This window comes from Pseudomonas halotolerans, assembly GCF_039581215.1.
Lineage (GTDB): Bacteria > Pseudomonadota > Gammaproteobacteria > Pseudomonadales > Pseudomonadaceae > Aquipseudomonas > Aquipseudomonas tehranensis.
On record NZ_JBCNTJ010000010.1, the window covers coordinates 1 to 22,431 of the forward strand.

Sequence of the window (22,431 nt, forward strand, 5' to 3'; positions counted from 1 at the left end):
GACTTGCGCCTTCAAGCCTTCGGCGCGCAAGGCGCTCAACACCTGATAACCATCCATCTCCGGCATGGTCAGGTCCAGGTCAGTTCATACATGTGTGACTGACCCACCGCATTCGCGAGCAAGCCCGCTCCCACAAGGAATATCAGCAGGAGTCAGGATTTTTTGAAGCAACTGGCAACGAGTTTATCGAGCACTTTATCGGACTTGGCCTCGGCCTTTTCCATGGTGCTGAGCCAGACCGGCACGCAGGATTGCAAGTCGCTTTCCTGCTTGGCCCTGGCCAGCCATTGCCAGCAATCGTGCCAGTCCCCCAGTGCGCCTTGGGCGGACTTGAGCCGTGGCATGGCCGCGTCGGGCAGGCGGTCAAGTTCGGGGTAGGCTTCGATGGCGTAGCGCACGCGCTTGATCAGCAGCCGCAAACGATGGCGATCATGGGCCGGATCGCCCAAGGCTTCACCGAGTTTTTTCCATTGTTTGTCCAGGCGCTTTTCGATGCGTTTGCGCAAACCTTTAAGCAGGTCCTGACGTTGCGCCGCGCGAATGAAGCGCGGGAAAGCATCAAGCACCATCAGCAATTGCACCAGTTCCGGGCTACCGGCAACGGCGGGATAAGCATCGGCCATTTGCACCTGGCGTCGCCGCGCGGCTTCGGTCTTGCCGTGCTGTTCAAGGTAAGCGGCCAGCACTTCCCGGTCACGCAGGGGCGTGGTCAGCGTACCCACCGCCGATGCCGCCGTTTCCAGTTGCTCGACACCGGGCAACCCGCGCAACGGACGAAGCAAGCTGCGCAAACGGCGGACCGTGGTCCGCAGGTCATGCAGGGCTTCACTGTCGGTATGGGCATTGAGGCGGGCCTGACAGGCCAGCAGCCGGACTTCCAGGCCCAGTATCCGGGCCACCAGCCGATCAATCATGGGGACGTACTCCGTACGCAGCATTGAGGGTCAAGCTGTAAAGCTTCACGTGAGGGGCGCGTCGCACGCCCCTCTTGTGGCTTGCAGCTTAGCGCTTGCCGCTGCTTTTATCGTCCTGCACGGGATTCGCGAATGTAGAAACGGGCCTTCTCGGCCTTTTTGGTGCACCCCTCAAATGCCTCGAACTGCTGCTGAGTCTTGGCGCCGGTCAACAACGACAAGGCCTTGGAGTAACTCACAGTGCCGGCAAAACCTTCGGCCTTGGCCAGGTCCAGTTCACGCCAGGCACTGTCGAGCTGGCTGCCGCAACTGTCGCGGTAAGCGGTCTTGCCGGCACAACCGGCCAGGGCCAACACCATCAAGGATGCCACCAGGGGCAGACAAATCCGGGCTTTCATCAATTACACCTCAAGTCAGGTCAACAGTCGTGCAGGTAAGACGGTCCAGCCCGCAAAAAGTGCCAAGGCCTGACCGTGTAAATTCAAGTGTGGCCGAGCATACGCAAATGCCAGCGCGGCGTATCAAAAAACGACACCTGTGCCACAACGATTGAGCCCAGCCGTCGATAAGTGCATTGTTAAAGTCTGTTTGACAAGAGGTCGGGTCATGACAAAACGTGTCGCATTGGTACTGGGATCGGGTGGCGCCCGGGGCTACGCCCATATCGGGGTGATCGAAGAAATCGAACGCCGTGGCTATGACATCGCCTGTATTGCCGGTTGCTCCATGGGCGCCGTGGTGGGCGGGATCTATGCCGCGGGCAAGCTTGATGACTACCGTAACTGGATCGAAAGCCTGGATTACCTGGATGTGCTGCGTCTGGTGGACGTCAGCTTTCGCCTGGGGGCGATACGCGGCGAGAAAGTCTTCGGGCAGATTCGCAAGATCGTCGGCGAACTCAATATCGAAGACCTGCGAATCCCCTACACTGCCGTGGCCACCGACCTGACCAATCAGCAGGAAATCTGGTTCCAGGAAGGTTGCCTGCATCAGGCAATGCGCGCCTCGGCGGCGATTCCCAGCCTGTTCACCCCGGTGATGCAAGGCAACCGCATGTTGGTGGATGGCGGCCTGCTCAATCCGTTGCCCATCGTGCCAGTGGTGTCGAGCCATTGCGATCTGATCATTGCGGTCAACCTCAACGCCACCAACCAGAAACAATACCGACTGCCCGTCATCCAGCGCCCCGCCGCCTTCAGGCGCCGCTTCGACACCCTCGTCAGTTCCCTGGGTTCGCGCCTGCCGTTCCGGCGCAAGCAAGCCGAGCAGTTGCTGCTGCTGGAACAGGAAGCGTTAAAGGCCGAAGCCGCCGACATCAACCCGTGGCTCGAATCCGCCGAGCCCGAAGGCCAGCAACCATCCGCCGCGCCGGAGTCCGAAGGTGCACCGAAATCGGCGACCGGTTCGTTCATCATCGATAACGTCGGCCCGGCCTCGCTGCTGGACTTGATCAACCAGAGTTTCGAGGTGATGCAGACGTCCCTGGCCCAGTACAAGATCGCCGGGTATCCACCGGACGTGCTGATCAACGTGCCGAAACGGGTGTGCCGGTTTTTCGAGTTCTACAAGGCACCGGAGCTGATCGCGCTAGGGCGGGAGATTGCCAGCGATACGCTGGATCGGTATGAGAATGAGCAGAACTGAATGTGACACTAAACTCTGTGGCGAGGGGATTTATCCCCGCTGGGGTGCGAAGCAGCCCCGAAAAAAGCATCAGACATGATTTTGTCTGACACACCGAGTGTTCAGGTTTTAGGGCTGCTTCGCACCCCAGCGGGGATAAATCCCCTCGCCACAATAGCGCTGGCTTGAAAATTTGTGGTTAAACACCACCCTCCCCCAACAATCGATAGCCAACCCCCGCCTCGGTCGCAATGAACCGGGGCCGGGTCGGGTCGTCGGCCAGTTTTTGCCGCAGATGACCGACCACGATTCGCAGGTAATGGGTGTCTTCGGTGTGGGTCGGGCCCCAAATATCCTTGAGCAATTGCTGCTGCGTAATGACCCGCCCAGGATGGCGCGCCAGTTGCGCCAGCACGGCGTATTCCTTGCGGGTCAAGGCCACTTCGGTGCCATCGAGCAGGACCCGGCGATAAGCCAGGTCCACCGTCAGCGGACCGAACGTCAGCGCCGCTTCCCGCGCCTCGCCCGCCGGGGCCTGGCGCAACAAGGCACGAATGCGCGCCAGGAACTCCTGGATGCCGAACGGCTTGGTGACGTAATCATTGGCGCCGTTGTCCAGCGCCTCGACTTTCTGCGCTTCGCTGGCCCGCACCGAGAGCACCAGCACCGGCACCGTGGACCATTGGCGAAACTCGCGCAGTACCTGCTGGCCGTCCATGTCCGGCAGGCCCAGGTCGAGCACCAGCAAATCGGGCTTGTTCAGCGCCGCCTGGGCCAGGCCTTCGGCGCCGGTGCCAGCTTCGAGCACCTTGTAGCCTTGGGAGGTCAGGCTGATGCGCAGGAATTTGCGGATCTGCGGTTCGTCATCGATGACCAAAAGGGTCGCGGTCTGGCTCATGAAGTCCGTTCAATGCAATCAGGTGGAAAGGCAATCAGGTGGAAAGAGAGTAACCCAGCGCCGCTCAGGCTTCATCGTCCAGGCCCGGTTGTGTCTGTAATGGCAGGTGCAGGGTGATGCAGGTACCGCGTCCGTCCAGGCCGGTGTCCACGCTGATCCGCCCGCCATGGGCACCGACCATGCCCTGACAGATCGCCAGCCCCAGCCCCGTCCCCTGCCCACCACGATCCCCACGCGCAGCGGTATAGAACATGTCGAAGATTTTCTCGCGCTCTTCTTCAGGGATCCCGGGCCCCTCGTCGGCCACGGCGAAAAACACTTCGCTGTCTGTCGCCCCTGCGCTCAGCCGCAAGCGCCCGTGAGTCGGTGAAAATCGTGCGGCGTTCTCCAGCACGTTCACCAAGGCCTGTTCGATCAACGCCGCGTGAACATACAACAACGGCAACTCGGCAGGCACTTCGATGCCCACCGTCAACGGTGCGAGCACCGCCCGCAGCCGGTTCAACGCGCTGCCGACGATATCGGCCGGCGACACCCAATCCCGCGCCAGTTTCAGGGCACCATGGCCAAGGCGGGTCATGTCCAGCAGGTTCTGGATGTAGCGATCCAGGCGCTCGGCTTCATCGCGGGTGCCTTCCAACAGTTCGCGGCGATCGGCCAGCGGGATCGCCTCCCCCAACGCCAACAGGCTGTCGATACTGCCGCGCATGGAGGTTAACGGCGTGCGCAAATCGTGGGACACCGACGCCAACAACGCACTGCGCAGTTGCTCCGTTTCGCCGTGCAAGCGCGCTGCTTCCAGATCCTGGGCCAGTTGTGCCCGAGCCAGGGCCTGCGCCAGTGGCTGACTGAGGGCCGCCAACAGGCGACGCCGCTGGCCGCTCAACGGCTTGCCTTCTTTCGGGCAAACGCCCAGCAACGCCAGCGGGCCCTCCTCTGTCGACAACGGCCACCACCACCAGCGCCCGGACGGCAGTGTCCCAGTGCCCGCGCCGGCCGGTTGGTCGTGTTGCCAAGCCCAATCGGCGGCCGCGCGTTCAGCTTCGGTGAAGGTCAACGGTTCAGCCGTCTCGACCTTCCAGCCGCCCTGGCCGTCACGGTTGAGCAGGCACAGTTGCAGGTCGTGCCAACCGTTGAGGTGTTGCGCGGCGGCGCTGATCACCGCCTGGCGGTCGGTGGCGGCGGTCAGTTTGCGGGACAGGTCAAGCAGCTCGCCGGTTTCCTGCTGGGTCTCGCGCAGCGCCTGCAACTGACGTCGCTGGCGCGCCGCAAGATTGCCGGTCAGGGCAGCCATGAGCAAGAAGAACACCAGGGTGAGCACGTCTTCTTCACGCTGGATGGTGAAGGAAAAATTCGGTGGGATGAACAGAAAGTCATAGGCCAGGAACGACAGCGCCGCGCAGGCCAGCGCCGGGCCGAGGCTGCTGCGAACCGCCACCAGCAACACCGCCATCAGAAACACCAGGGAAATGTTGGGCAAGGGAAGAAGCCCGGAGACCCCCCAAGCCAGCGCACTGGCCGCCGCCGTCGCCAACAGCGCCAGCACGTAGTCGAAACCGCTCAGGACGGCATTTGAACGCACGCGGGCCACAGGGGGCTGTTGATCGCGGTCCAGCACGTTGATTTCCAGCCCCATGGCGTCGCGCAGCAAGCGCGAAGCCAAGCCACCACCGAACAGCCGCCGGCGCAAACGCCGTCTGGACTGTCCCACCAGCACCAGCGTGGCGCGACGTTCGGTGGCGTGCTGGATCAGGGTCCTGGCGACTTCACCGGCCCGTAGCAGCACCACTTCCCCGCCCAGGCGCTCGGCCAGTTGCTGGGCATTTTGCAGGCGCTGACGCGACGGCTCGTCCCGCGTGCTGCCGTTGTCCACGTGTACCAGGCTCCAGGGAAGATGCCGACGCTGGGCGACACGGCTGGCGTGGCGTACCAGACGCTCGGCCTGGTCATCACCGTCGACCCCCACCAACAATCGCCCCCGCACCGCCGGAGCCGCCTGGCCCAGTTGCCGATAGCCTTGGGCAAGATCGTTGTCCACCTGGGCCGCGGCGGTTTGCATGGCCAGCTCACGCAATGCGGTGAGGTTGGTCTGGCTGAAAAATGCGTCGATCGCTGCGCGCGCCTGCTCCGGCACATACACCTTGCCATCGCGCAGGCGCTCCAGCAGCTCGCGCGGTGGCAGGTCAATCAACAGTAGTTCATCGGCCTCTTGCAGGACCCAGTCGGGCAGCGTCTCGCGAACCTGCACGCCGGTGATACCACGCACCTGGTCGTTGAGACTTTCCAGGTGCTGGACGTTGACGGTGGTGTAGACGTTGATGCCGGCAGCGAGCAGTTCCTGAATGTCTTGCCAGCGCTTGGCGTGACGGCTGCCGGGCGCGTTGCTGTGGGCCAGTTCGTCCACCAGCACCAAGGCCGGTCGAGTCGCGAGCAGACCATCAAGGTCCATTTCCTCGAGCATCACACCGCGATACTCCGAACGCACCAGCGGCTGCTGCACCAGGCCGCCGAGCAACGCCTCAGTCTCACTGCGGCCGTGAGTCTCCACCACGCCGGCGACCACCCTGACACCTTGGCGCAGTTGCGTGTGGGCCGCCTGTAGCATGGCGTAGGTCTTGCCGACACCCGGCGACGCGCCCAGGAAGACCTTGAGCCGACCACGGTCGTGGCGAGGCAGCTTGGCTAACAGTGCGTCGGCGCGGCCGGAGTCGCTCATGTTTTCGGGTTCTCTTTCATATGTTGATCAAACGCCCTGTGGGAGCGAGTCCTTTTGGGAACAAGCCCTGTGGAAAAGCAGGCCTTGTGGGAGCAAAGCTTGCTCGCGATGCAGATAACGCGGTTGCGCAGCTGAACCGTGTCGTCCTTATCGCGAGCAAGCTTTGCTCCCACAGACGTTGCTCTCACAGGTTCCACTTTGCTCCCACAGGCGTTGCTCTCACAGGTGCCACTTTGCTTCCACAGGCGTTGCTCCCACAGGTGCCACTCCCACAGGCGTCTACAGTTTTTCCAGCGCCAGGTTCAACGCCAGCACATTCACCACCGGCGGCCCCACCAGTGGTTGCTCGATGTGAGTGTCGAGCAGTTGCTGCACGGTCGACACCGGCAGGTTGCGTGCGGCGGCGACACGCGCCAGTTGATAGGCAATCGCTGCCGGTGGCAAGTGCGGATCCAGTCCACTGCCCGAGGTGGTCAGCAGCGCCAGCGGCACCGGGCCTTGGCCGGGCACTTGCAATGCCTGGGCGTCATCGATCACCCGCGCGGCCAGGGCCGGATTGCTCGGGGAAAAGTTGCTGGCGCCGCTGGCTACCGTGGCGAAAGCACCCGCCGATGGACGTGGATGGAACCAGGCATCGCCGTGGAAATCCTGGGCGATCAACAAAGAGCCACGGACCTTGCCGTCGGCATCAACGATCAGGCTGCCGTTGGCCTGGGCGGGAAAGGCGACTTGCGCCACGCCCGTGACCAGCAACGGGTACGCAACGCCGGTGATCAGGGTCATCAGAAGCAATAGGCTCAGGGCCGGGCGTATCAAAGTGGGCATCCAAATATCCTCGAATTGAATGAAAAAACTACCTGTGGGAACCACTTTGTGGGAGCCAAGCTTGCTCGCGATGCAGGCACCTCGGTCTGAACTCACACCGCGTCATCGTTCATCGCGGGCAAGCCTTGCTCCCACAAGGTGAGCGTTGGTTATCTGCTCAAACCCACCCCAACGCCGTCAGCAACAGGTCGATCGCCTTGATGCCCACAAACGGCACCACGATCCCGCCCAACCCATAAATCAACAGATTGCGCCGCAGCAGCGCCGCCGCGCTGGCGGCCTGTACCCGTACGCCACGCAATGCCAACGGGATCAGCACCACGATGATCAACGCGTTAAACACAATGGCCGACAGAATCGCGCTTTGCGGGCTGCTCAGGTGCATCACGTTCAACACGCCCAGTTGTGGATAAATCGAAGCAAATAGCGCCGGCAGAATGGCGAAGTACTTGGCGATGTCGTTGGCGATGGAAAACGTCGTCAAGGCCCCACGAGTCACCAGCAGTTCCTTGCCGATTTGCACCACGTCCAGCAACTTGGTCGGATCGCTGTCCAGATCGACCATGTTGGCCGCCTCTCGCGCCGCCTGTGTGCCATCGTTCATCGCCATACCCACATCAGCCTGGGCCAGGGCCGGCGCATCGTTGGCGCCGTCACCACACATGGCCACCAGACGACCGTCATTCTGCTCATGACGGATGCGCGCCAGTTTTTTCTCCGGTGTGGCCTCGGCCAGCACGTCATCGACGCCGGCCTCGGCAGCAATGGCGGCGGCGGTCAGTGGGTTGTCGCCGGTGACCATCACCGTGCGAATCCCCAACTTGCGCAGCTCGGCAAAGCGCTCGCGGATACCGGGCTTGACCACGTCCTTCAGATGAATCGCCCCCAACAGCTTGCCGTCGACGCACACCAACAATGGAGTGCCGCCGCTCTGGGCGATCTTGTCCACCTCCCGCGCCAGGGCAGGTGGCAGTTCGCTTTTCGACAGGCCGATAAAACTCAGCAGCGAATCCACGGCGCCCTTGCGGTACACCCGGCCCTGATAATCGACACCGGACAAACGGGTTTCAGCACTGAATGGCACCGCGGTCAGCAATTCGGCGCCTGGCTCGGGTTGCGAATGCAAACCCCGCAGGTACTCGACGATGGACTTGCCCTCCGCTGTGTCGTCGGCCAATGAGGCAAATAACGCGCCTTCGCTCAACGCCTCGACGCTCACACCGGGCGCGGCGTGAACCGCGGCACAGCGACGATTGCCGAAGGTGATGGTGCCGGTCTTGTCCAGCATCAGCACATGCACGTCCCCCGCCGCTTCCACGGCGCGGCCGGACTTGGCGATCACGTTCAAGCGCACCAGCCGATCCATCCCGGCGATGCCGATGGCCGATAACAGCCCGCCGATGGTGGTGGGAATCAACGTCACCAGCAGTGCCACCAGAAACACCAGCGGCAAATTGCCGTTGGCGAAATGCGCGAACGGCTGCAGCGTCACCACCACTAGCAGGAAGATCAGCGTCAGGCCGATCAACAGAATATCCAGCGCCACTTCGTTGGGCGTCTTCTGGCGCTTGGCGCCTTCGACGAGGGCGATCATACGGTCCAGGGTGGATTCGCCGGGGTTACTGGTGACGCGCACCAGCAGCCAGTCGGAAACCAGGCGCGTGTTGCCGGTGACGGCTGAACGGTCGCCGCCGGACTCGCGGATGACCGGGGCCGATTCGCCCGTGATCGCCGCCTCGTTCACTGCTGCGATGCCTTCGATCACTTCGCCGTCACCGGGGATCATCTCCCCTGCCTCGACACGCACCACGTCGCCCTTTCGCAGGCGGGTGGCGGCTATCACCTCAAAGCCGTTGGCCGTCTGGCGGCGTGCGCTCAGGCCCTCGCTACCGGCCTTGAGGCTGTCTGCCCGGGCCTTGCCGCGACCTTCGGCCAGGGCTTCAGCAAAGTTGGCGAACAGCACCGTGAACCATAGCCACAGGGCAATTTGCGCGGCGACAAAAGTCGGCACGCTGCTGTCCGGAACGAAACACAACACCGTGGTGAGGATCGCGGTCAACTCCACCACCAGCATCACCGGGGCGCGGTGCAACTGGCGCGGATCGAGCTTGACGAAGGCTTGCACCAGCGCTGGCCGCCACAAGGCCGAGATCGCGGTTTTCGGTTGCTCCGGCGCCTTGGCGACGACGGTTTTGCTCATGGGCATATTCATCATCAGATCCTCAGAAACCCAGGCTCAGGTGTTCGGCAATCGGCCCAAGGGCCAGGGTCGGCAGGAAGGTCAGGCCGCCCACCAACAGGATGGTCACGGTGAGCAGGGTCACGAACAGCGGGCCGTGGGTCGGAAAGCTGTTCGGGCCGATCGGCGCGGTTTTCTTCAGCGCCAGGCTACCGGCCAAGGCCAGCACCGGCAGGATGTAGCCGAAACGGCCGATCAACATGCCCAGGCCCAGCATCAGATTGTGAAAGGGTGTGTTGGCGCCGAAGCCGGCGAAGGCCGAACCGTTGTTCGCACCCGCCGAGGTGTAGGCATACAACAACTGGCTGAAGCCATGGGCGCCAGGGTTGCTCACCGCTGCAGCAGGCCCGGGCAGGCTGGCAGCAATGGCCCCCAGCCCCAGCACGCTCACCGGCATGACCAACAGGGTCACCACCAGCAGTTGCACTTCCCTGGCAGCGAGCTTCTTGCCCAGGTATTCCGGGGTACGACCGATCATCAATCCAGCCAGGAACACCGCGATCAGCACGTTCAGCAGCATCCCGTAGAGTCCCGCGCCGACGCCGCCGAAAATGACTTCGCCAACCATCATGTTCACCAGCGAGACCATGCCGCTGAGCGGGTTGAGGCTGTCATGCATGCCATTGACCGAGCCGTTGGATGCCGCCGTGGTGGTGACGGACCACAGCACCGTGGCCGTGGTGCCAAAACGCGCCTCCTTGCCCTCCAGTGGCGCGGTCTGCTCCACGGCCACATTGTTCAGCGCCGGGTTGGGTTGGGATTCGGCCCACAACGACGTGGCCCCGCCGATCAGAAACAGTGCGAGCATGCAGGCGATGATCGCCCGGCTCTGGCGCAGGTCCTTGACGTAGTGGCCGAAGGTGAACACCAGCGCGGCAGGAATCAGGATGATCGACGCGACTTCGAACAGGTTGCTCCAGGCCGTCGGGTTCTCGAAGGGATGCGCCGAATTGACGCCGAAGAAGCCCCCGCCATTGGTGCCCAGTTGCTTGATCGCGATCTGGCTGGCGGCCGGGCCCAACGGAATCACCTGGTCCGCGCCCTGCATCGTCACCCCGTGCACATAGTGCGCGAAGGTTTGCGGCACGCCCTGCCACACCAGGAACAGGGCCAGCAACAGGCACAGTGGTAACAATCCGTAGAGGGTGGCGCGGGTCATGTCGACCCAGAAGTTACCCAGTGTCGCGGCGGATTTGCGCCCGATCCCGCGACACAGCGCCACCAGCACGGCCAGGCCGGTAGCTGCGCTGACAAAGTTCTGCACGGCCAGGCCAAGCATCTGGCTCAAGTAGCTCAACGACGCTTCACCGCTGTAGGACTGCCAGTTGGTATTGGTGGTGAAACTCACCGCCGTGTTGAATGCCTGGGTCCATTCCATACCTGGCACTTTTTCGGGGTTGAGTGGCAAATGTCCCTGTAACAGCAGGATGGCGAACAACAATAAAAAACCGGCCAGGTTGAAGGCGAGCAGAGCCAGGGTGTATTTCTGCCAGCTCTGCTCCACGGCAGGATCGACGCCGGCCAAGCGATAGCAACCACGCTCAACCGGGCCAATAATGGGTGAAAGCCAGGTGCGCTGCCCCTCCATCACCCGATAGTAAAAACGCCCCAGAAACGGTGCAGGCATCAACACCAGCGCAAAGAAGGCGAGGATCAGCCCGTAGTCATAACCGTGCATAACCACTCCTAGTTCCGATCCGCGCACAACAGCGCAACCAGTAGATAAATGAACAGCGCCGCTGCCAGCAACAGCGACACCCCATCCAGAAGGCTCATGGGATTTCTCCGTGGTACGGCGTCATGCCGTGTGTGGAGTGATTGTCGGTAGGGAGGGTGTAAAGGAACGAGATCGAGAGGGACGGTGGGGAATAAAGAATCTGTAAAGAATGAATTTATGGCGTTGTTATGGCGGTGACCGGGCAGGACGCTTCGCGAGCAAGCCCGCTCCCACATTGGACTTGCGGTGAGCAGTAGATTTCATAAAACACCACAAATCCCTGTGGGAGCGGGCTTGCTCGCGAAGGCGGCATCACTGCCACCAATGCCCCTAACTGGCGCACAACAAGGGCACATCAGGCAGCGAACATCCCCGATACGACACAATTTCACCCATTACGACCACAGCCGCCACACTGGCACGCCCACTGCACTGCCCCACCCCAGCGCTTTTGCTATGGATCGAGGGGGAGCCACCGATGAACACACAACTCAAACCCACCCTGGGCACCCTGCATTTATGGGGCATTGCTGTCGGGCTGGTGATCTCCGGCGAGTATTTTGGCTGGAGCTACGGCTGGGGCGTTGCCGGAACGCTGGGCTTTCTGGTGACATCGTTCATGGTCGCGGCCATGTACACCTGCTTCATCTTCAGCTTCACCGAGCTGACCACCGCCATCCCCCACGCTGGCGGGCCGTTCGCCTACAGCCGCCGGGCCTTTGGCGAGAAAGGCGGCCTGATCGCCGGCCTGGCCACACTGATCGAATTCGTCTTCGCCCCACCGGCCATCGCCCTGGCCATCGGAGCCTACCTGAACGTGCAATTCCCGGCCCTGGACCCGAAACACGCGGCGGTCGGTGCCTATATCGTGTTCATGACCCTGAACATCCTGGGGGTGAAACTGGCGGCAACCTTCGAGCTGATCGTCTGCGTGCTGGCGGTGGCCGAGTTGCTGGTGTTCATGGGCGTGGTCGCCCCGGCGTTCAGCTTCAGCAGCTTCGCCTTGAACGGCTGGGCCGGTTCCGACGTGTTCGGCGCGCCGGCCATCGCCGGAATGTTCGCCGCCATCCCCTTCGCCATCTGGTTCTTCCTGGCCATTGAAGGCGCCGCCATGGCCGCCGAAGAAGCCAAGGACCCGAAACGCACGATTCCCAAGGCCTACATCAGCGGCATCCTGACCCTGGTGTTCCTGGCCATGGGGGTGATGTTCTTCGCCGGAGGCGTGGGCGACTGGCGCACCCTGTCCAACATCAACGACCCGCTGCCGCAAGCCATGAAAACCGTAGTCGGCGAAAGCTCCGGCTGGTTGCACATGCTGGTATGGATCGGCCTGTTCGGTCTGGTGGCGAGCTTCCACGGCATCATCCTCGGCTACTCGCGGCAGTTCTTCGCCCTCGCCCGCGCCGGCTACCTGCCCGCCTCCCTCGCCAAACTGTCACGCTTCCAGACCCCGCACCGGGCAATCATCGCTGGCGGCCTGATCGGCATCGCGGCGATCTACAGCGACGGCCTGATCAACCTCGGCGGCATGACCCTGACCGCCGCCATGATCACCATGGCGGTGTTCGGCGCCATCGTCATGTACATCATGAGCATGCTCAGCCTGTTCAAACTGCGTAAAACCGAACCCAACCTGGAACGCACCTTCCGCGCCCCGGGCTACCCGATCATCCCCGGTATCGCCCTGGTACTGGCAGTGGTGTGTCTGGTGGCGATGGCCTGGTTCAACGCGCTGATCGGGCTGATCTTCCTTGGCTTCATGGCAGTGGGCTTCCTGTACTTCATGCTCACCGCGCAACTGCGCGCCGATGCCCCGGCCGATGCCATGCTCACCGGGCTTTAAGGTGACCCCGACAGAACAGGCGTAGTATGGAACCACTGCGAACAACCTTCGCTCATAAGTGGTAGGGGCGATGGACAGGCGAAATCTTCGCCGTCCCTCGCCCCCTCAAGGAGAACCCTATGCCCTGGTATGCCTGGTTAATTCTGATCGTTGCAATCGGCTCTATCGTGGGTGGCTTGATGATGCTGCGCGACACCGCCCACAAGGTCGAACTGACGGATGAACAACGAAAGCGTGTTGCCGAACGCAATGCCGAGATGGATGCGAAAGAGGCCAAGGATCGTTGATTGCGGCCCTGCCCAACACTTTGGTGGTGAGTTTGTGGCGAGGGGATTTATCCCCGCTGGGCTGCGCAGCAGCCCCAAATCACCCAACCCCGTGTGTCAGGGAAATGGTGTTTTTTGAAGGGGCCGCTACGCGGCCCAGCGGGGATAAATCCCCTCGCCACAACGGCCTGCACATAGATGGCCAGCGCCGCGCTACTTCTCCCAATCCGCCTTGGCAATCTGCAAGCCATGCAGCCCCTTGTACGCCGCCCGCTCAGGCTGGCTCCAGCCCGTCAGCAATGAATCCTCCAACCGATAGATCTCCACCCCCAGCGGACGACAGACACTGAGAGGATCCTGCGCATCCGGCCCCCACATCGCCAGCGACAGATCGCCGCCGGGGCAAGTGGACAAGGCACACAGCAAATCGATCTCGGCAAAAAACTCCAGATAATCGCCCTTCTTCGCCGGACAGGCCTTCATGAAGTACATGTCGTCATGATTGAGCCCAGTACATTGGAAAATATTCAGCACGTCATGCACATCAAACTCGGTCAGGCCATGGGGCAATACCGCACGGGTCAGGTTCGAGTGGCAATGGTGATGGAAGTCTTCGCCAGTGAGCATTTTGTTCACATACGGGTCGCAACGTGTCCCCAGCAGATCATGCAACCGCCCGCCATGCTCGTCGATGCCGTAGCCGGCCAAGCTGTCATCAGTGATGGTCACCAGCGGCCGCAGGAACGGCAGGTTCGACCACAGCCGATCATGGGTGCTGACGTGGGCGCCCTGAAGCTGGCGCGTGCGCGCAGCCCAAAGGCGTTCCCGTGGATCGTGGGCATTCCACACGTTGAAGTCCCCCACCTGCGGGCCCACCGGAGTCGTAACGCGAAACACATGACCGGCGGGGACGTGCCAAGCGCGACCGGTGCGGATGGGTACCTCGAATTGCTCGATCAGGGTGCGCTTGTCCTGCTGCGTGCGGATGCGGTCGTAGAAGGGTTTGTCCACTTGCAGGGCTGAGCCTTTGCTGACTTGGTAGGCGGCGGGGTAGTTTTTGTGCATGGGGGTGGGTCCTTGATCGGTGGTGATGGGGGAGCCAGCAATTGCTCGCGCTTCTGTCGCCCTTGATTACCGCGAGCAAAACCACAGCAACCGGCCGACGATGATGCCTGCGTGTAGGTATTAGTTGTCCAGTGGAAAGGAAGGTTCGTTCGTGCTCAAAAGCCTTAAAACTGTCAACAGTGAGTTCTGTGCAGCAGGTATGCGTACCTTGTGCCCGCTAGACCACTCAAATGTCCATGAATCTATACGTCACACCTTCGAAGACCGCTTTCAAGCCCTGAATCGAAGTGGGTTAAAAGCCAGGAATCTGCGATACTAACCACCGCATAAATAGCTTTCAACTCAATATCAGCATTACCAACTCCGGACAAGCAACTAATGCATCGAATAAATTCCATTGACTACATGAGAGGCCTTCTTGCCTTATGTGTAATGATTTATCATTTCATGAGTTGGAGCACAGGAACTCCCGACAGCAGTACAACACTAGGGAGACTGGGGGTATACGCAGTATCGACATTTTATATAATCAGTGGCATTTCACTCTACCTTGCATACTCCGACTTAACGCTCTCCGGCCAAAATCTACTTACCTACTTCACAAAGCGTTTTTTCCGAATTGCTCCACTCTACTGGATCGCCACGCTTTCAACAGGATTATATCTATATTTAGCAACACAAAACTTTACTATTGACTGGGAAAAATACATATCCAACCTTACCCTTACTTTCGGATATTACCATCCTAAAAACTACGTACCCGTTGGCGGTTGGTCAATTGGAAATGAAATGGTTTTTTATGCTCTATTTCCATTACTCGTCGTATTCGCAAAAAATAAATGGACATATCTCTTTGCTAGCTTAGTTCTTGGCTCCATATATTTTCACTTCTCAAGCAACCTGTTAACCCCCACACAGACCCTAGCGCAACAATGGACAACCTATATAAATCCATTTAACCAAGCCTTTCTTTTCTCCATAGGTGTGGGCATCGGCATCGTGAGAAAATCGCAGGCAAGTGCAAACAACCTATACCCCACGATCGCACTCGTCTTTGCTTGCATAGCATTTACATATTGGCCTGTCGACGGCAATCAAATCAACATTGTCACAGGATTCAATAGAGCAATTTTTACCCTAATATGCGGACTCGCTTGCTGGGCCGTATTAAACCTGGACATTAAACCGCAAAAATATACCACACCAATCTTGAAGTTCATGGGCGATATTTCATATTCAGCATACCTGCTCCATGGTGCAGCTTTTTTTTACACTTCAAAATATCTTCTTCCTTTGATTCATGACACTCCATCGCCGCATGAAAAATTACAGTTTTTCTGCATGATTACTTTACCACTCACGATAGCCTTAAGTTATTGTGTTTATAGATTTATTGAAAAGCCCTTCATCAACATTGGGAAAAAGTTAACCGATCGATCGAAACAAAATACTGCATTTACCAAGGCATCAACAGAACAGTAAATAGCTGAGACTTAGCCATACGAGAAAGGCCGATCATTCGATCGGCCTTTCTCGTCTATACACTCAATGAACTTCCAGTTTTTCATGATTCCTGTCAAGAATCGCCTTGCCAATCCCCTTGACCTCCAGTAACTCCTCCACCGAAGAGAAGGCCCCATTACTCTCACGATACGCAACAATCGCCTCTGCCTTGGCCTTGCCTATCCCCGCCAGCTCGCGTTGCAGCGTTGCGGCGTCCGCCTCGTTCAGATTCACTCTGGTGCTTTGCGGTTTAGGCGAAACTTCCAATGCCTGTGGGGTCGCCGTCGTCTCGGGCTTGACCGCAGGCGCAGCGATAACAGCTATAGAGGCGCTGGTCAGAAGGGCAAAAACCAGAGAGTAGAAATAGCCTGTACGCATAAGTGACGCTCCATGACATCGTTAAGAGAGAAGCAGCTTTTCCGAAGCTGCCTCTCAAACTTAGGCGACGATAGGAGACTGTCAAAAGTGTGTACGTTACAGGGTGTGTAACAATCAGGGTTCGAGACGGCGCTGCTGGTAGATCCAGTCGACAATCTCACCGTCCGGGGCGTAGCCACTGACGGTATCGCGCAGCAACTGACGGACTCTGGCGTAGTCATCGTGTTCGATGGCAGTCAGCAGCTCCGTCAGCCGGGCCTTAAGCACATCCCAGGGCAGGTGATCTTCGTTGGCACTCATGATCATAGGGTGCGAGGTTGCGACGACGTTATCGCCAATCAGCAACTCCTCGTAAAGCTTCTCGCCAGGGCGCAAGCCTGTGAACTCAACAGAAATGTCGCCATGAGGGTTCTTTTCCGAACGAACACTCAAGCCGGACAGGTGAATCATCTTCTCCGCCAGCTCGACAATCTTCACCGGCTCGCCCATGTCCAGTACAAACACATCGCCCCCCAATCCCATGGAGCCGGCCTGAATCACCAACTGTGCGGCCTCGGGAATGGTCATGAAATAACGAGTGATCTTGGGATGCGTAACGGTTAACGGGCCGCCAGACTTGATCTGTTTATGGAACAGCGGAATAACCGACCCTGACGAGCCCAGTACATTGCCGAACCGAACCATAGTGAAGCGGGTTTTATTAACTCGCGAGACATTGGACTTATCACCGAACAGCACTGGCGCCAGTTCACGGCTCAGGGCCTGCAAGGTCAGCTCTGCGAGGCGCTTGGTGCTGCCCATTACATTGGTCGGGCGCACCGCTTTATCCGTAGAGATCAGCACGAAATTCGATACGCCTGCCTGCAACGCAGCCTGTGCCGTATTCAACGTACCGATCACATTGTTCAGGACGCCTTCGGCGATGTTGTGTTCGACCATCGGCACATGCTTATAAGCGGCGGCGTGATAGACCGTGTCGACATTCCAGGTCTTCATCACGTCCAGTAACTTGTGCTGATCGCGCACCGAACCCAGGATGGGCAGCAAGCGGACAGACAATGATTCCCGAGCGATTCGCGGCTCAAGTTCAGACAGAATACTGTAGAGATTGAATTCACTATGCTCGAATAGCAGCAGCGTAGTGGGTTTGAGGGCTACGATTTGCCGACAAAGCTCAGAACCGATTGAACCTCCCGCCCCCGTCACCAAAACCGACTGTCCGGCAATGCAATGTTCAAGTAAGTCAGCTTGTGCGGGCACAGGATCGCGCCCAAGAAGATCCGCAATATCCACTTCCTGAATGTCATCGACCTTGACCCGGCCACTCGCCAGATCCATGAACCCGGGAACACTGCGCACATGCAGCGGGAAGCCTTCCAGCAACGTCAATATTTCACGACGACGCCCCCGTGACGAAGACGGGATTGCCAGCAAAATCTCCTGCGCACCGGTCGCATCGATCATCTTTTGAATATATTTGGGTTGATAGACCTGCAGCCCGGCGATCACCCGGTCTGCAATACTGCGATCATCATCAATGAACGCGACCGGACGCATCACCCGCCCCATGCGTAATGCGGCAACGAGCTGGTTACCGGCGGCACCGGCACCGTATACGGCAACTTTGGGTAAGCCGTCGTCACGGTTAGTGAAGGGTACATGCTGGGCTGCGGTGAACCAGTCGCCAAGAAAGTATTGGCGCATCATGAGGCGCAAGCCGCCAATCATAATCAGGCTGAGCCACCAGTAGTTGAAAATGATGGAGCGCGGGACCACGTTGGTGTGATTGCTGTACCAATACACTACCAACGCCAATAACAACGCTGACAAGCTGACAGCCTTGCAGATAGTGATTAGAGCGTCGTTTCCGAAATAACGCATGACAGCACGGTACATGCCAAAGCGAATGAAAATCGGGATAGCGATCAGCGGAGCGCATACGAAAAGCCATAGGTGCGTTTCGATAGGGCTGGCCAACGCCTCGACACCTAGTCGAACGACGAATGCCAGCCATAGGGCGGCCCAAACCAAGATGACATCCGTAGCCACTTGGATTGCACGCTTGTGACGCCTTGGCAGGCCCAACAAAGCCGATCTTATTTTACCCATAACCCCTTCACGCACCTTGGCCAGCTCCTAAAACTAATCCATTCCTAAAGCACGCAGTTACATCCGGTCCTTTAGACAACTGACAAACGAAAAAAAGCGAGCCTTACCCTGAAATCAAACCTTCTCCAACTCGCCAGCATGGAACCTGACGGCAAGCATTACCAACGGAATATAGGCCACAATCAAAGTCAACGCGCCGTCCAGGTTCCACAACACGACACCTGCCGCCAGAGGCAGAAGCCAGAACAAGTTGATCGCAGCCACAGCTAACGTCACCGGCAAATGCCGGCCATAGTGACGCGAGGCGAATTGGTACGCGTGACTGCGATGAGCCTCATACACCTTATCGCCTCGTAGCAAGCGTCGTATCAAGGTTACGGTTGCATCGACGATGAAGACACCCAACAAAATCAGCCAGACCCAAAGCAGTTTGGGTGAGGCCCAAGCGGCCTGCAACGACATCAAACCTAGGATGATGCCTAGGAATCCGCTTCCAGCATCCCCCATGAAAATTCGTGCGGGAGGGAAGTTCCAGTACAGGAAACCTGCTACCGACATTGCCAGTACCAAGGGGGTCACTATCAAGCTGTCAAAACCGGCGAGCCAGTACAACAGGCAGGCACCAAGGCAGGCGCAAATGGCCTCGACACTTGCAATACCGTCGATGCCGTCCATGAAGTTGTAGAGGTTGAGCATCCAGACCAGATAAAAAGCGGCAAGGACATGTCCCAGCCAAGCCAATTCAAGCTCGATACCAAAGAACCAAAGGGCGGGCAAGCCACCCAGCCAGTACAACGCCCACACCGATGCAGCAAAGTGCCCGAGCAAACGCCAGCGGGCCGCGATGTGTCCATGATCGTCAAGAAAACCGAGAACAGCGATGGCCATGCCAGCTCCCAACATGGCCCACATCGTCGACCACGGTAGAAAATCAGCAAGTGCCAATAAGGGCAAGGCCAAAAGGAAGCTCAGGACAATTGCCACACCGCCGCCGCGAGGAGTTGGGACGGTGTGTGAACTGCGGGCGTTGGGAATATCGATGATGCTTCGGGCCAATGCATAACGGCGCAGCAGCCAGGTCGTCAAAAAAGATACCGCTACTATGACTACTAAACCTTGCCAAAACATTATTTACCCTGTTCCACAAAATGACGGACTGTCTTGGCCAGCCCTTGATCAACACTGATTTCCGGAGACCAGTTCAACAACGCACGTGTCTTAGTAATATCCACCTGGAGCGAACCGCATAAACGCTTCGAAAAATCACCTTTCCTTAATAAGCGCGCGACAAGATCAAGCGCCCAAGAGGGAACCGGAATCAAGCGGGAAGGCTTTTTCAGCGTTTTCGAAATACGTGCTAATAACTGGGTCGTAGATAGGTCCTCACCGTCGCTGACAAGAAAGACCTGATTGGCGGCCGCGGGATGATCCACACACGTCACAATCAAGCTAACCAGATTGTCTAAGGCAACCAGGCTGCGAACGTTATGAATGGCTCCCAAAGGCAGCGGAACCCCTTTATCAAGCCAACGCATCATGTTGAGAAAATTCGCTTTAACCCCAGGGCCGTAAACCAGAACAGGTCTAATCACGACCACTTCCATTTGTACTTCTTCCGCCAGTTCAAGCAGCGCCTTCTCGGCTTCCATTTTTGAAACGCCGTAAGGATCAAGCGGGTGTGGAACATCATCCGGCTTGTAAGGTTTTCCCGGCTCAGTGCCCTCACCATTCACCTTGATCGAACTCAGGAAAACAAAGCGCTTTACCCCTGAATCGGCAGCTTGGCGAGCCAGGTTCAGCGTTCCTTCGACATTAATCTTTCTGAACTCGGTCAATGGATCGCTTGATAAGTCACGCATTACATGAACCCGCGCAGCGGTGTGGACAACCACATCTATACCGTCAAGCGCCCTCAACCAAGAAGTTTCAGCGTCCAGGCCCGGTACAAGGCAGGTATGAATACCTGGCAATTGTCGCCCATCACGAACAGAGACACTAACTTCAAACCGCCCATCTTGCTTGATTTTTTCAGCCAGCGCAGCCCCAACAAACCCGGTCCCTCCCGTCACTAACACGCGAGTCATTGGATAGAACCTTTTGGTCGCCGGATATATTCAAATAACTTGAAGGGTATTTTACTCAGCACCATCAGAATATTGGTATAAACGCCATTCCTTCGACAAGCTTGAACAATTTCCTTATTCAAATGGAGGCTACTTCTGACACCCGAAGTACTAACACCACCGGCGCGCATGCGAACCAATACTTTCTCAAGCCGGGAAAACTTGAAAGCATGAACTAACAACAACCGAACAAACATTTCATAATCCGCAGAAATTTTATACTCCACGGAATATGGACCTATTATATTGTAAGCTTCAGCTCTTACAAATGTTGCTGGGTGAGGCGGCATCCAGCCAAAACGAAGTTTCCAAGGACGAAAGTGTCCTGCGCTATAAAAACGGGTCACGGTGTTCAGATCATCAGCATTTACAAATACGATGTCGCCAAAAACCAGTTGACTCTCTGGAGAAGAGGCAAACGCTTTTACAACAGAGTCAATCACATCATCGGTTTCAAAGAAATCATCAGAATTAAGAATTCCAATCACATCCCCTGTGGCGAGCGCTATGCCCTTGTTCATCGCATCGTAGATGCCGTCATCCGGCTCACTGACGATTTTTGCAATCCTGTCGCTATACTCGTTGACGATAGCCAAGGTCGAATCCTTGGAGGCACCGTCCACAACAATATACTCAATATCCTTATAACTCTGAGACAAGACCGATTCAATAGTGTCACGGATTGTCGCCGCACTGTTATAAGACACGGTGATAATTGAAATCTTCAAGCCATCATTCCTTTACACGACCATATCTGTCTTCAAAGCGAACAATATCATCTTCGCCCAAATAAGTGCCTGACTGCACTTCAATCAGCTCCAAAGGAATCACCCCAGGATTTTCCAACGCATGGACCTGACCGATAGGTATATAGGTCGACTGATTTTCTGTCACTAGGTAGGTTTTATCCCCATTAGTCACGCGCGCCGTTCCACTGACCACTATCCAGTGTTCTGCACGATGATGATGCATCTGCACCGACAGCTTGGCACCCGGATTAACGGTAATGCGTTTGACTTGGTAACGCAGGCCATTATCCACCGAGTCGTAAACGCCCCATGGACGATAAACTTCACGGTGATTGGCATATTCAGAACGTTTACAGTTCTTCAGTTGCTCAACAATTTTCTTAACGTCCTGCACATGGTCCTTGCAAGCTACAAGCACCGCATCCTTGGTTTCGACGACCACGAGATTATCAATTCCGATAGTCGCTACAAGCCGATGGGTAGCATGTACATAACTGCTGCTTGTGCGTTCGGTGAGTACGTCGCCTTTGAGCACATTGCCGTCAGCGTTCTTGTCACCTGTGTCCCAAAGAGCCGACCATGACCCTACATCACTCCAGCCCGCGTCGAGCGGAACCATGACTGCATCAGCCGTGTGCTCCATCACCGCATAGTCAATGGAGTTCTCGGGGCAGGCAGTGAAAGCTTCAAGACCGACTCGGGTAAAATGCATGTCCTGCTGCGCATTTATAAAGGAAGCGCGGCAGGCATGCAGAATCTCCGGTGCAAAGCGCTCAAGCTCTTGCAGATAACGACTGGCCCGGAACATGAACATCCCGCTGTTCCAAAAATATTGGCCACTGTCCAGGTACATTTGCGCAGTGTCTGAATCGGGCTTCTCTACAAACCGGCTGACGGCGAAACCGCCGTGGCCCAGCGCGTTTCCCTTTTCCAGATAGCCGAAACCAACCTCCGGGTGGGTTGGCACGATTGCAAACGTAACCAGCTTACCTTCTTCAGCCAGGGCCAACGCCCGAGCGATACTGGAGTGGAAAGCTTCAACATTCTGAATAAGATGATCCGCGGCCAGTACCAGCAGAATCGGATCATCGCCAAGAGCGGTGGCCTGCAACGCCGCCAACGCAATTGCCGGTGCGGTGTTCCGTCCCACCGGCTCTAGCAAAATCCGGGCTTGCTCCATCTCCATCTGGCGTAACTGTTCAGCTGCGAGAAAGCGGTGCTGCTCGTTGCAGATTAAAATTGGCAGATGATGATCAAGCCCTTCCAGACGCATGATCGTCGCCTGGAGCAATGATTTTTCGGAATCAATCAAAGGCAAAAATTGCTTGGGATTGAGCTGGCGAGACAATGGCCAGAGCCGAGACCCCGAGCCACCAGCCATGATTACTGGAAGAAACATACAAAATTGTCCTTTGCTGCTATCGATGTGGCCGTTAAATTCTTTTTATTCATAGGCTTATTAC

19 protein-coding genes are annotated in these 22,431 nt (G+C 57.8%); 4 read left to right on the top strand and 15 right to left on the bottom strand.

Translation table 11 applies throughout. The features are described 5' to 3' along the window. Nucleotides 1-152 precede the first annotated feature (152 nt). Nucleotides 153-914, bottom strand: coding sequence for a CHAD domain-containing protein (locus AAIS01_RS14960; protein ID WP_343469596.1), 762 nt, complete (start codon nucleotides 912-914; stop codon nucleotides 153-155). Nucleotides 915-1,021: 107 nt separating this feature from the next. After that, nucleotides 1,022-1,312 (bottom strand): hypothetical protein, encoded by a 291-nt coding sequence (locus AAIS01_RS14965; protein ID WP_039588883.1) that lies wholly within the window; start codon nucleotides 1,310-1,312, stop codon nucleotides 1,022-1,024. 208 nt (nucleotides 1,313-1,520) lie between these two features. Between AAIS01_RS14965 and AAIS01_RS14970 the strand changes: the two genes are divergently transcribed. Next, a complete protein-coding gene (locus AAIS01_RS14970) occupies nucleotides 1,521-2,558 on the top strand; it encodes a patatin-like phospholipase family protein (RefSeq protein WP_343469597.1) in 1,038 nt (345 codons plus the stop codon). Between the two features lie 178 nt (nucleotides 2,559-2,736). Here the strand turns inward: AAIS01_RS14970 and AAIS01_RS14975 are convergent, their stop codons facing one another. The 6 genes from AAIS01_RS14975 to kdpF form a co-directional block, all read right to left on the bottom strand. Continuing rightward, nucleotides 2,737-3,435 (bottom strand): response regulator, encoded by a 699-nt coding sequence (locus tag AAIS01_RS14975; RefSeq protein WP_076385732.1) that lies wholly within the window; start codon nucleotides 3,433-3,435, stop codon nucleotides 2,737-2,739. Nucleotides 3,436-3,499: 64 nt separating this feature from the next. Next, the gene (locus AAIS01_RS14980; RefSeq protein ID WP_343469598.1) at nucleotides 3,500-6,151 is read right to left on the bottom strand and encodes a DUF4118 domain-containing protein; all 2,652 of its coding nucleotides are present in this window, start codon (nucleotides 6,149-6,151) and stop codon (nucleotides 3,500-3,502) included. Nucleotides 6,152-6,430: 279 nt separating this feature from the next. After that, complete coding sequence (gene kdpC / locus AAIS01_RS14985; protein WP_343469599.1) at nucleotides 6,431-6,976, bottom strand: potassium-transporting ATPase subunit KdpC; 546 nt, start codon at nucleotides 6,974-6,976, stop codon at nucleotides 6,431-6,433. A 157-nt stretch (nucleotides 6,977-7,133) separates the two neighbouring features. Continuing rightward, nucleotides 7,134-9,188, bottom strand: coding sequence for a potassium-transporting ATPase subunit KdpB (kdpB, locus tag AAIS01_RS14990; RefSeq protein ID WP_343469600.1), 2,055 nt, complete (start codon nucleotides 9,186-9,188; stop codon nucleotides 7,134-7,136). A 10-nt stretch (nucleotides 9,189-9,198) separates the two neighbouring features. Next, a complete protein-coding gene (gene kdpA, locus AAIS01_RS14995) occupies nucleotides 9,199-10,893 on the bottom strand; it encodes a potassium-transporting ATPase subunit KdpA (protein ID WP_343469601.1) in 1,695 nt (564 codons plus the stop codon). A gap of 8 nt (nucleotides 10,894-10,901) precedes the next feature. After that, the gene (kdpF, locus tag AAIS01_RS15000) at nucleotides 10,902-10,991 is read right to left on the bottom strand and encodes a K(+)-transporting ATPase subunit F (protein ID WP_343469602.1); all 90 of its coding nucleotides are present in this window, start codon (nucleotides 10,989-10,991) and stop codon (nucleotides 10,902-10,904) included. A 419-nt stretch (nucleotides 10,992-11,410) separates the two neighbouring features. On the opposite strand from kdpF, the gene eat reads away from it, so the two are divergent. Both eat and AAIS01_RS15010 read left to right on the top strand, forming a co-directional pair. Beyond that, the gene (eat, locus tag AAIS01_RS15005; RefSeq protein WP_186654238.1) at nucleotides 11,411-12,775 is read left to right on the top strand and encodes an ethanolamine permease; all 1,365 of its coding nucleotides are present in this window, start codon (nucleotides 11,411-11,413) and stop codon (nucleotides 12,773-12,775) included. A 119-nt stretch (nucleotides 12,776-12,894) separates the two neighbouring features. Then, nucleotides 12,895-13,062 carry a DUF2897 family protein gene (locus AAIS01_RS15010; protein ID WP_014337248.1) on the top strand — a complete coding sequence of 56 codons (168 nt, stop codon included), beginning with the start codon at nucleotides 12,895-12,897 and terminating at the stop codon, nucleotides 13,060-13,062. 192 nt (nucleotides 13,063-13,254) lie between these two features. Here the strand turns inward: AAIS01_RS15010 and AAIS01_RS15015 are convergent, their stop codons facing one another. Continuing rightward, nucleotides 13,255-14,106: an urea carboxylase-associated family protein gene (locus AAIS01_RS15015; protein ID WP_343469603.1), complete on the bottom strand. Its 852-nt coding sequence runs from the start codon at nucleotides 14,104-14,106 to the stop codon at nucleotides 13,255-13,257. 378 nt (nucleotides 14,107-14,484) lie between these two features. Between AAIS01_RS15015 and AAIS01_RS15020 the strand changes: the two genes are divergently transcribed. Then, a complete protein-coding gene (locus tag AAIS01_RS15020; RefSeq protein WP_343469604.1) occupies nucleotides 14,485-15,588 on the top strand; it encodes an acyltransferase family protein in 1,104 nt (367 codons plus the stop codon). 63 nt (nucleotides 15,589-15,651) lie between these two features. On the opposite strand, the gene AAIS01_RS15025 is transcribed toward AAIS01_RS15020, so the two are convergent. From AAIS01_RS15025 to AAIS01_RS15050, 6 genes are all read right to left on the bottom strand, one after another. Continuing rightward, entirely contained in the window at nucleotides 15,652-15,987 is a 336-nt protein-coding gene (locus AAIS01_RS15025) for a ComEA family DNA-binding protein (protein ID WP_343469605.1), read from the bottom strand. 114 nt (nucleotides 15,988-16,101) lie between these two features. Beyond that, the gene (locus AAIS01_RS15030; RefSeq protein ID WP_343469701.1) at nucleotides 16,102-18,096 is read right to left on the bottom strand and encodes a polysaccharide biosynthesis protein; all 1,995 of its coding nucleotides are present in this window, start codon (nucleotides 18,094-18,096) and stop codon (nucleotides 16,102-16,104) included. A 114-nt stretch (nucleotides 18,097-18,210) separates the two neighbouring features. Beyond that, nucleotides 18,211-19,224 (bottom strand): MraY family glycosyltransferase, encoded by a 1,014-nt coding sequence (locus AAIS01_RS15035; protein WP_343469606.1) that lies wholly within the window; start codon nucleotides 19,222-19,224, stop codon nucleotides 18,211-18,213. Further along, the gene (locus AAIS01_RS15040; protein WP_343469607.1) at nucleotides 19,224-20,180 is read right to left on the bottom strand and encodes a UDP-glucose 4-epimerase family protein; all 957 of its coding nucleotides are present in this window, start codon (nucleotides 20,178-20,180) and stop codon (nucleotides 19,224-19,226) included. Before AAIS01_RS15040 ends, AAIS01_RS15035 begins: the two co-directional genes overlap by 1 nt. Then, complete coding sequence (locus AAIS01_RS15045; protein ID WP_343469608.1) at nucleotides 20,177-20,947, bottom strand: glycosyltransferase family 2 protein; 771 nt, start codon at nucleotides 20,945-20,947, stop codon at nucleotides 20,177-20,179. Before AAIS01_RS15045 ends, AAIS01_RS15040 begins: the two co-directional genes overlap by 4 nt. A gap of 4 nt (nucleotides 20,948-20,951) precedes the next feature. Beyond that, complete coding sequence (locus tag AAIS01_RS15050) at nucleotides 20,952-22,367, bottom strand: mannose-1-phosphate guanylyltransferase/mannose-6-phosphate isomerase (protein ID WP_343469609.1); 1,416 nt, start codon at nucleotides 22,365-22,367, stop codon at nucleotides 20,952-20,954. Nucleotides 22,368-22,431: the final 64 nt, after the last annotated feature.

Excerpts from the sequence above, each read along its gene's own strand:
- AAIS01_RS14960 (WP_343469596.1), bottom strand. The coding sequence starts at position 914 with ATGATTGATCGGCTGGTGGCCCGGATACTGGGCCTGGAAGTCCGGCTG.
- AAIS01_RS14965 (WP_039588883.1), bottom strand. The coding sequence starts at position 1,312 with ATGAAAGCCCGGATTTGTCTGCCCCTGGTGGCATCCTTGATGGTGTTG.
- AAIS01_RS14970 (WP_343469597.1), top strand. The coding sequence starts at position 1,521 with ATGACAAAACGTGTCGCATTGGTACTGGGATCGGGTGGCGCCCGGGGC.
- AAIS01_RS14975 (WP_076385732.1), bottom strand. The coding sequence starts at position 3,435 with ATGAGCCAGACCGCGACCCTTTTGGTCATCGATGACGAACCGCAGATC.
- AAIS01_RS14980 (WP_343469598.1), bottom strand. The coding sequence starts at position 6,151 with ATGAGCGACTCCGGCCGCGCCGACGCACTGTTAGCCAAGCTGCCTCGC.
- kdpC (WP_343469599.1), bottom strand. The coding sequence starts at position 6,976 with ATGCCCACTTTGATACGCCCGGCCCTGAGCCTATTGCTTCTGATGACC.
- kdpB (WP_343469600.1), bottom strand. The coding sequence starts at position 9,188 with ATGAATATGCCCATGAGCAAAACCGTCGTCGCCAAGGCGCCGGAGCAA.
- kdpA (WP_343469601.1), bottom strand. The coding sequence starts at position 10,893 with ATGCACGGTTATGACTACGGGCTGATCCTCGCCTTCTTTGCGCTGGTG.
- kdpF (WP_343469602.1), bottom strand. The coding sequence starts at position 10,991 with ATGAGCCTTCTGGATGGGGTGTCGCTGTTGCTGGCAGCGGCGCTGTTC.
- eat (WP_186654238.1), top strand. The coding sequence starts at position 11,411 with ATGAACACACAACTCAAACCCACCCTGGGCACCCTGCATTTATGGGGC.
- AAIS01_RS15010 (WP_014337248.1), top strand. The coding sequence starts at position 12,895 with ATGCCCTGGTATGCCTGGTTAATTCTGATCGTTGCAATCGGCTCTATC.
- AAIS01_RS15015 (WP_343469603.1), bottom strand. The coding sequence starts at position 14,106 with ATGCACAAAAACTACCCCGCCGCCTACCAAGTCAGCAAAGGCTCAGCC.
- AAIS01_RS15020 (WP_343469604.1), top strand. The coding sequence starts at position 14,485 with ATGCATCGAATAAATTCCATTGACTACATGAGAGGCCTTCTTGCCTTA.
- AAIS01_RS15025 (WP_343469605.1), bottom strand. The coding sequence starts at position 15,987 with ATGCGTACAGGCTATTTCTACTCTCTGGTTTTTGCCCTTCTGACCAGC.
- AAIS01_RS15030 (WP_343469701.1), bottom strand. The coding sequence starts at position 18,096 with ATGGGTAAAATAAGATCGGCTTTGTTGGGCCTGCCAAGGCGTCACAAG.
- AAIS01_RS15035 (WP_343469606.1), bottom strand. The coding sequence starts at position 19,224 with ATGTTTTGGCAAGGTTTAGTAGTCATAGTAGCGGTATCTTTTTTGACG.
- AAIS01_RS15040 (WP_343469607.1), bottom strand. The coding sequence starts at position 20,180 with ATGACTCGCGTGTTAGTGACGGGAGGGACCGGGTTTGTTGGGGCTGCG.
- AAIS01_RS15050 (WP_343469609.1), bottom strand. The coding sequence starts at position 22,367 with ATGTTTCTTCCAGTAATCATGGCTGGTGGCTCGGGGTCTCGGCTCTGG.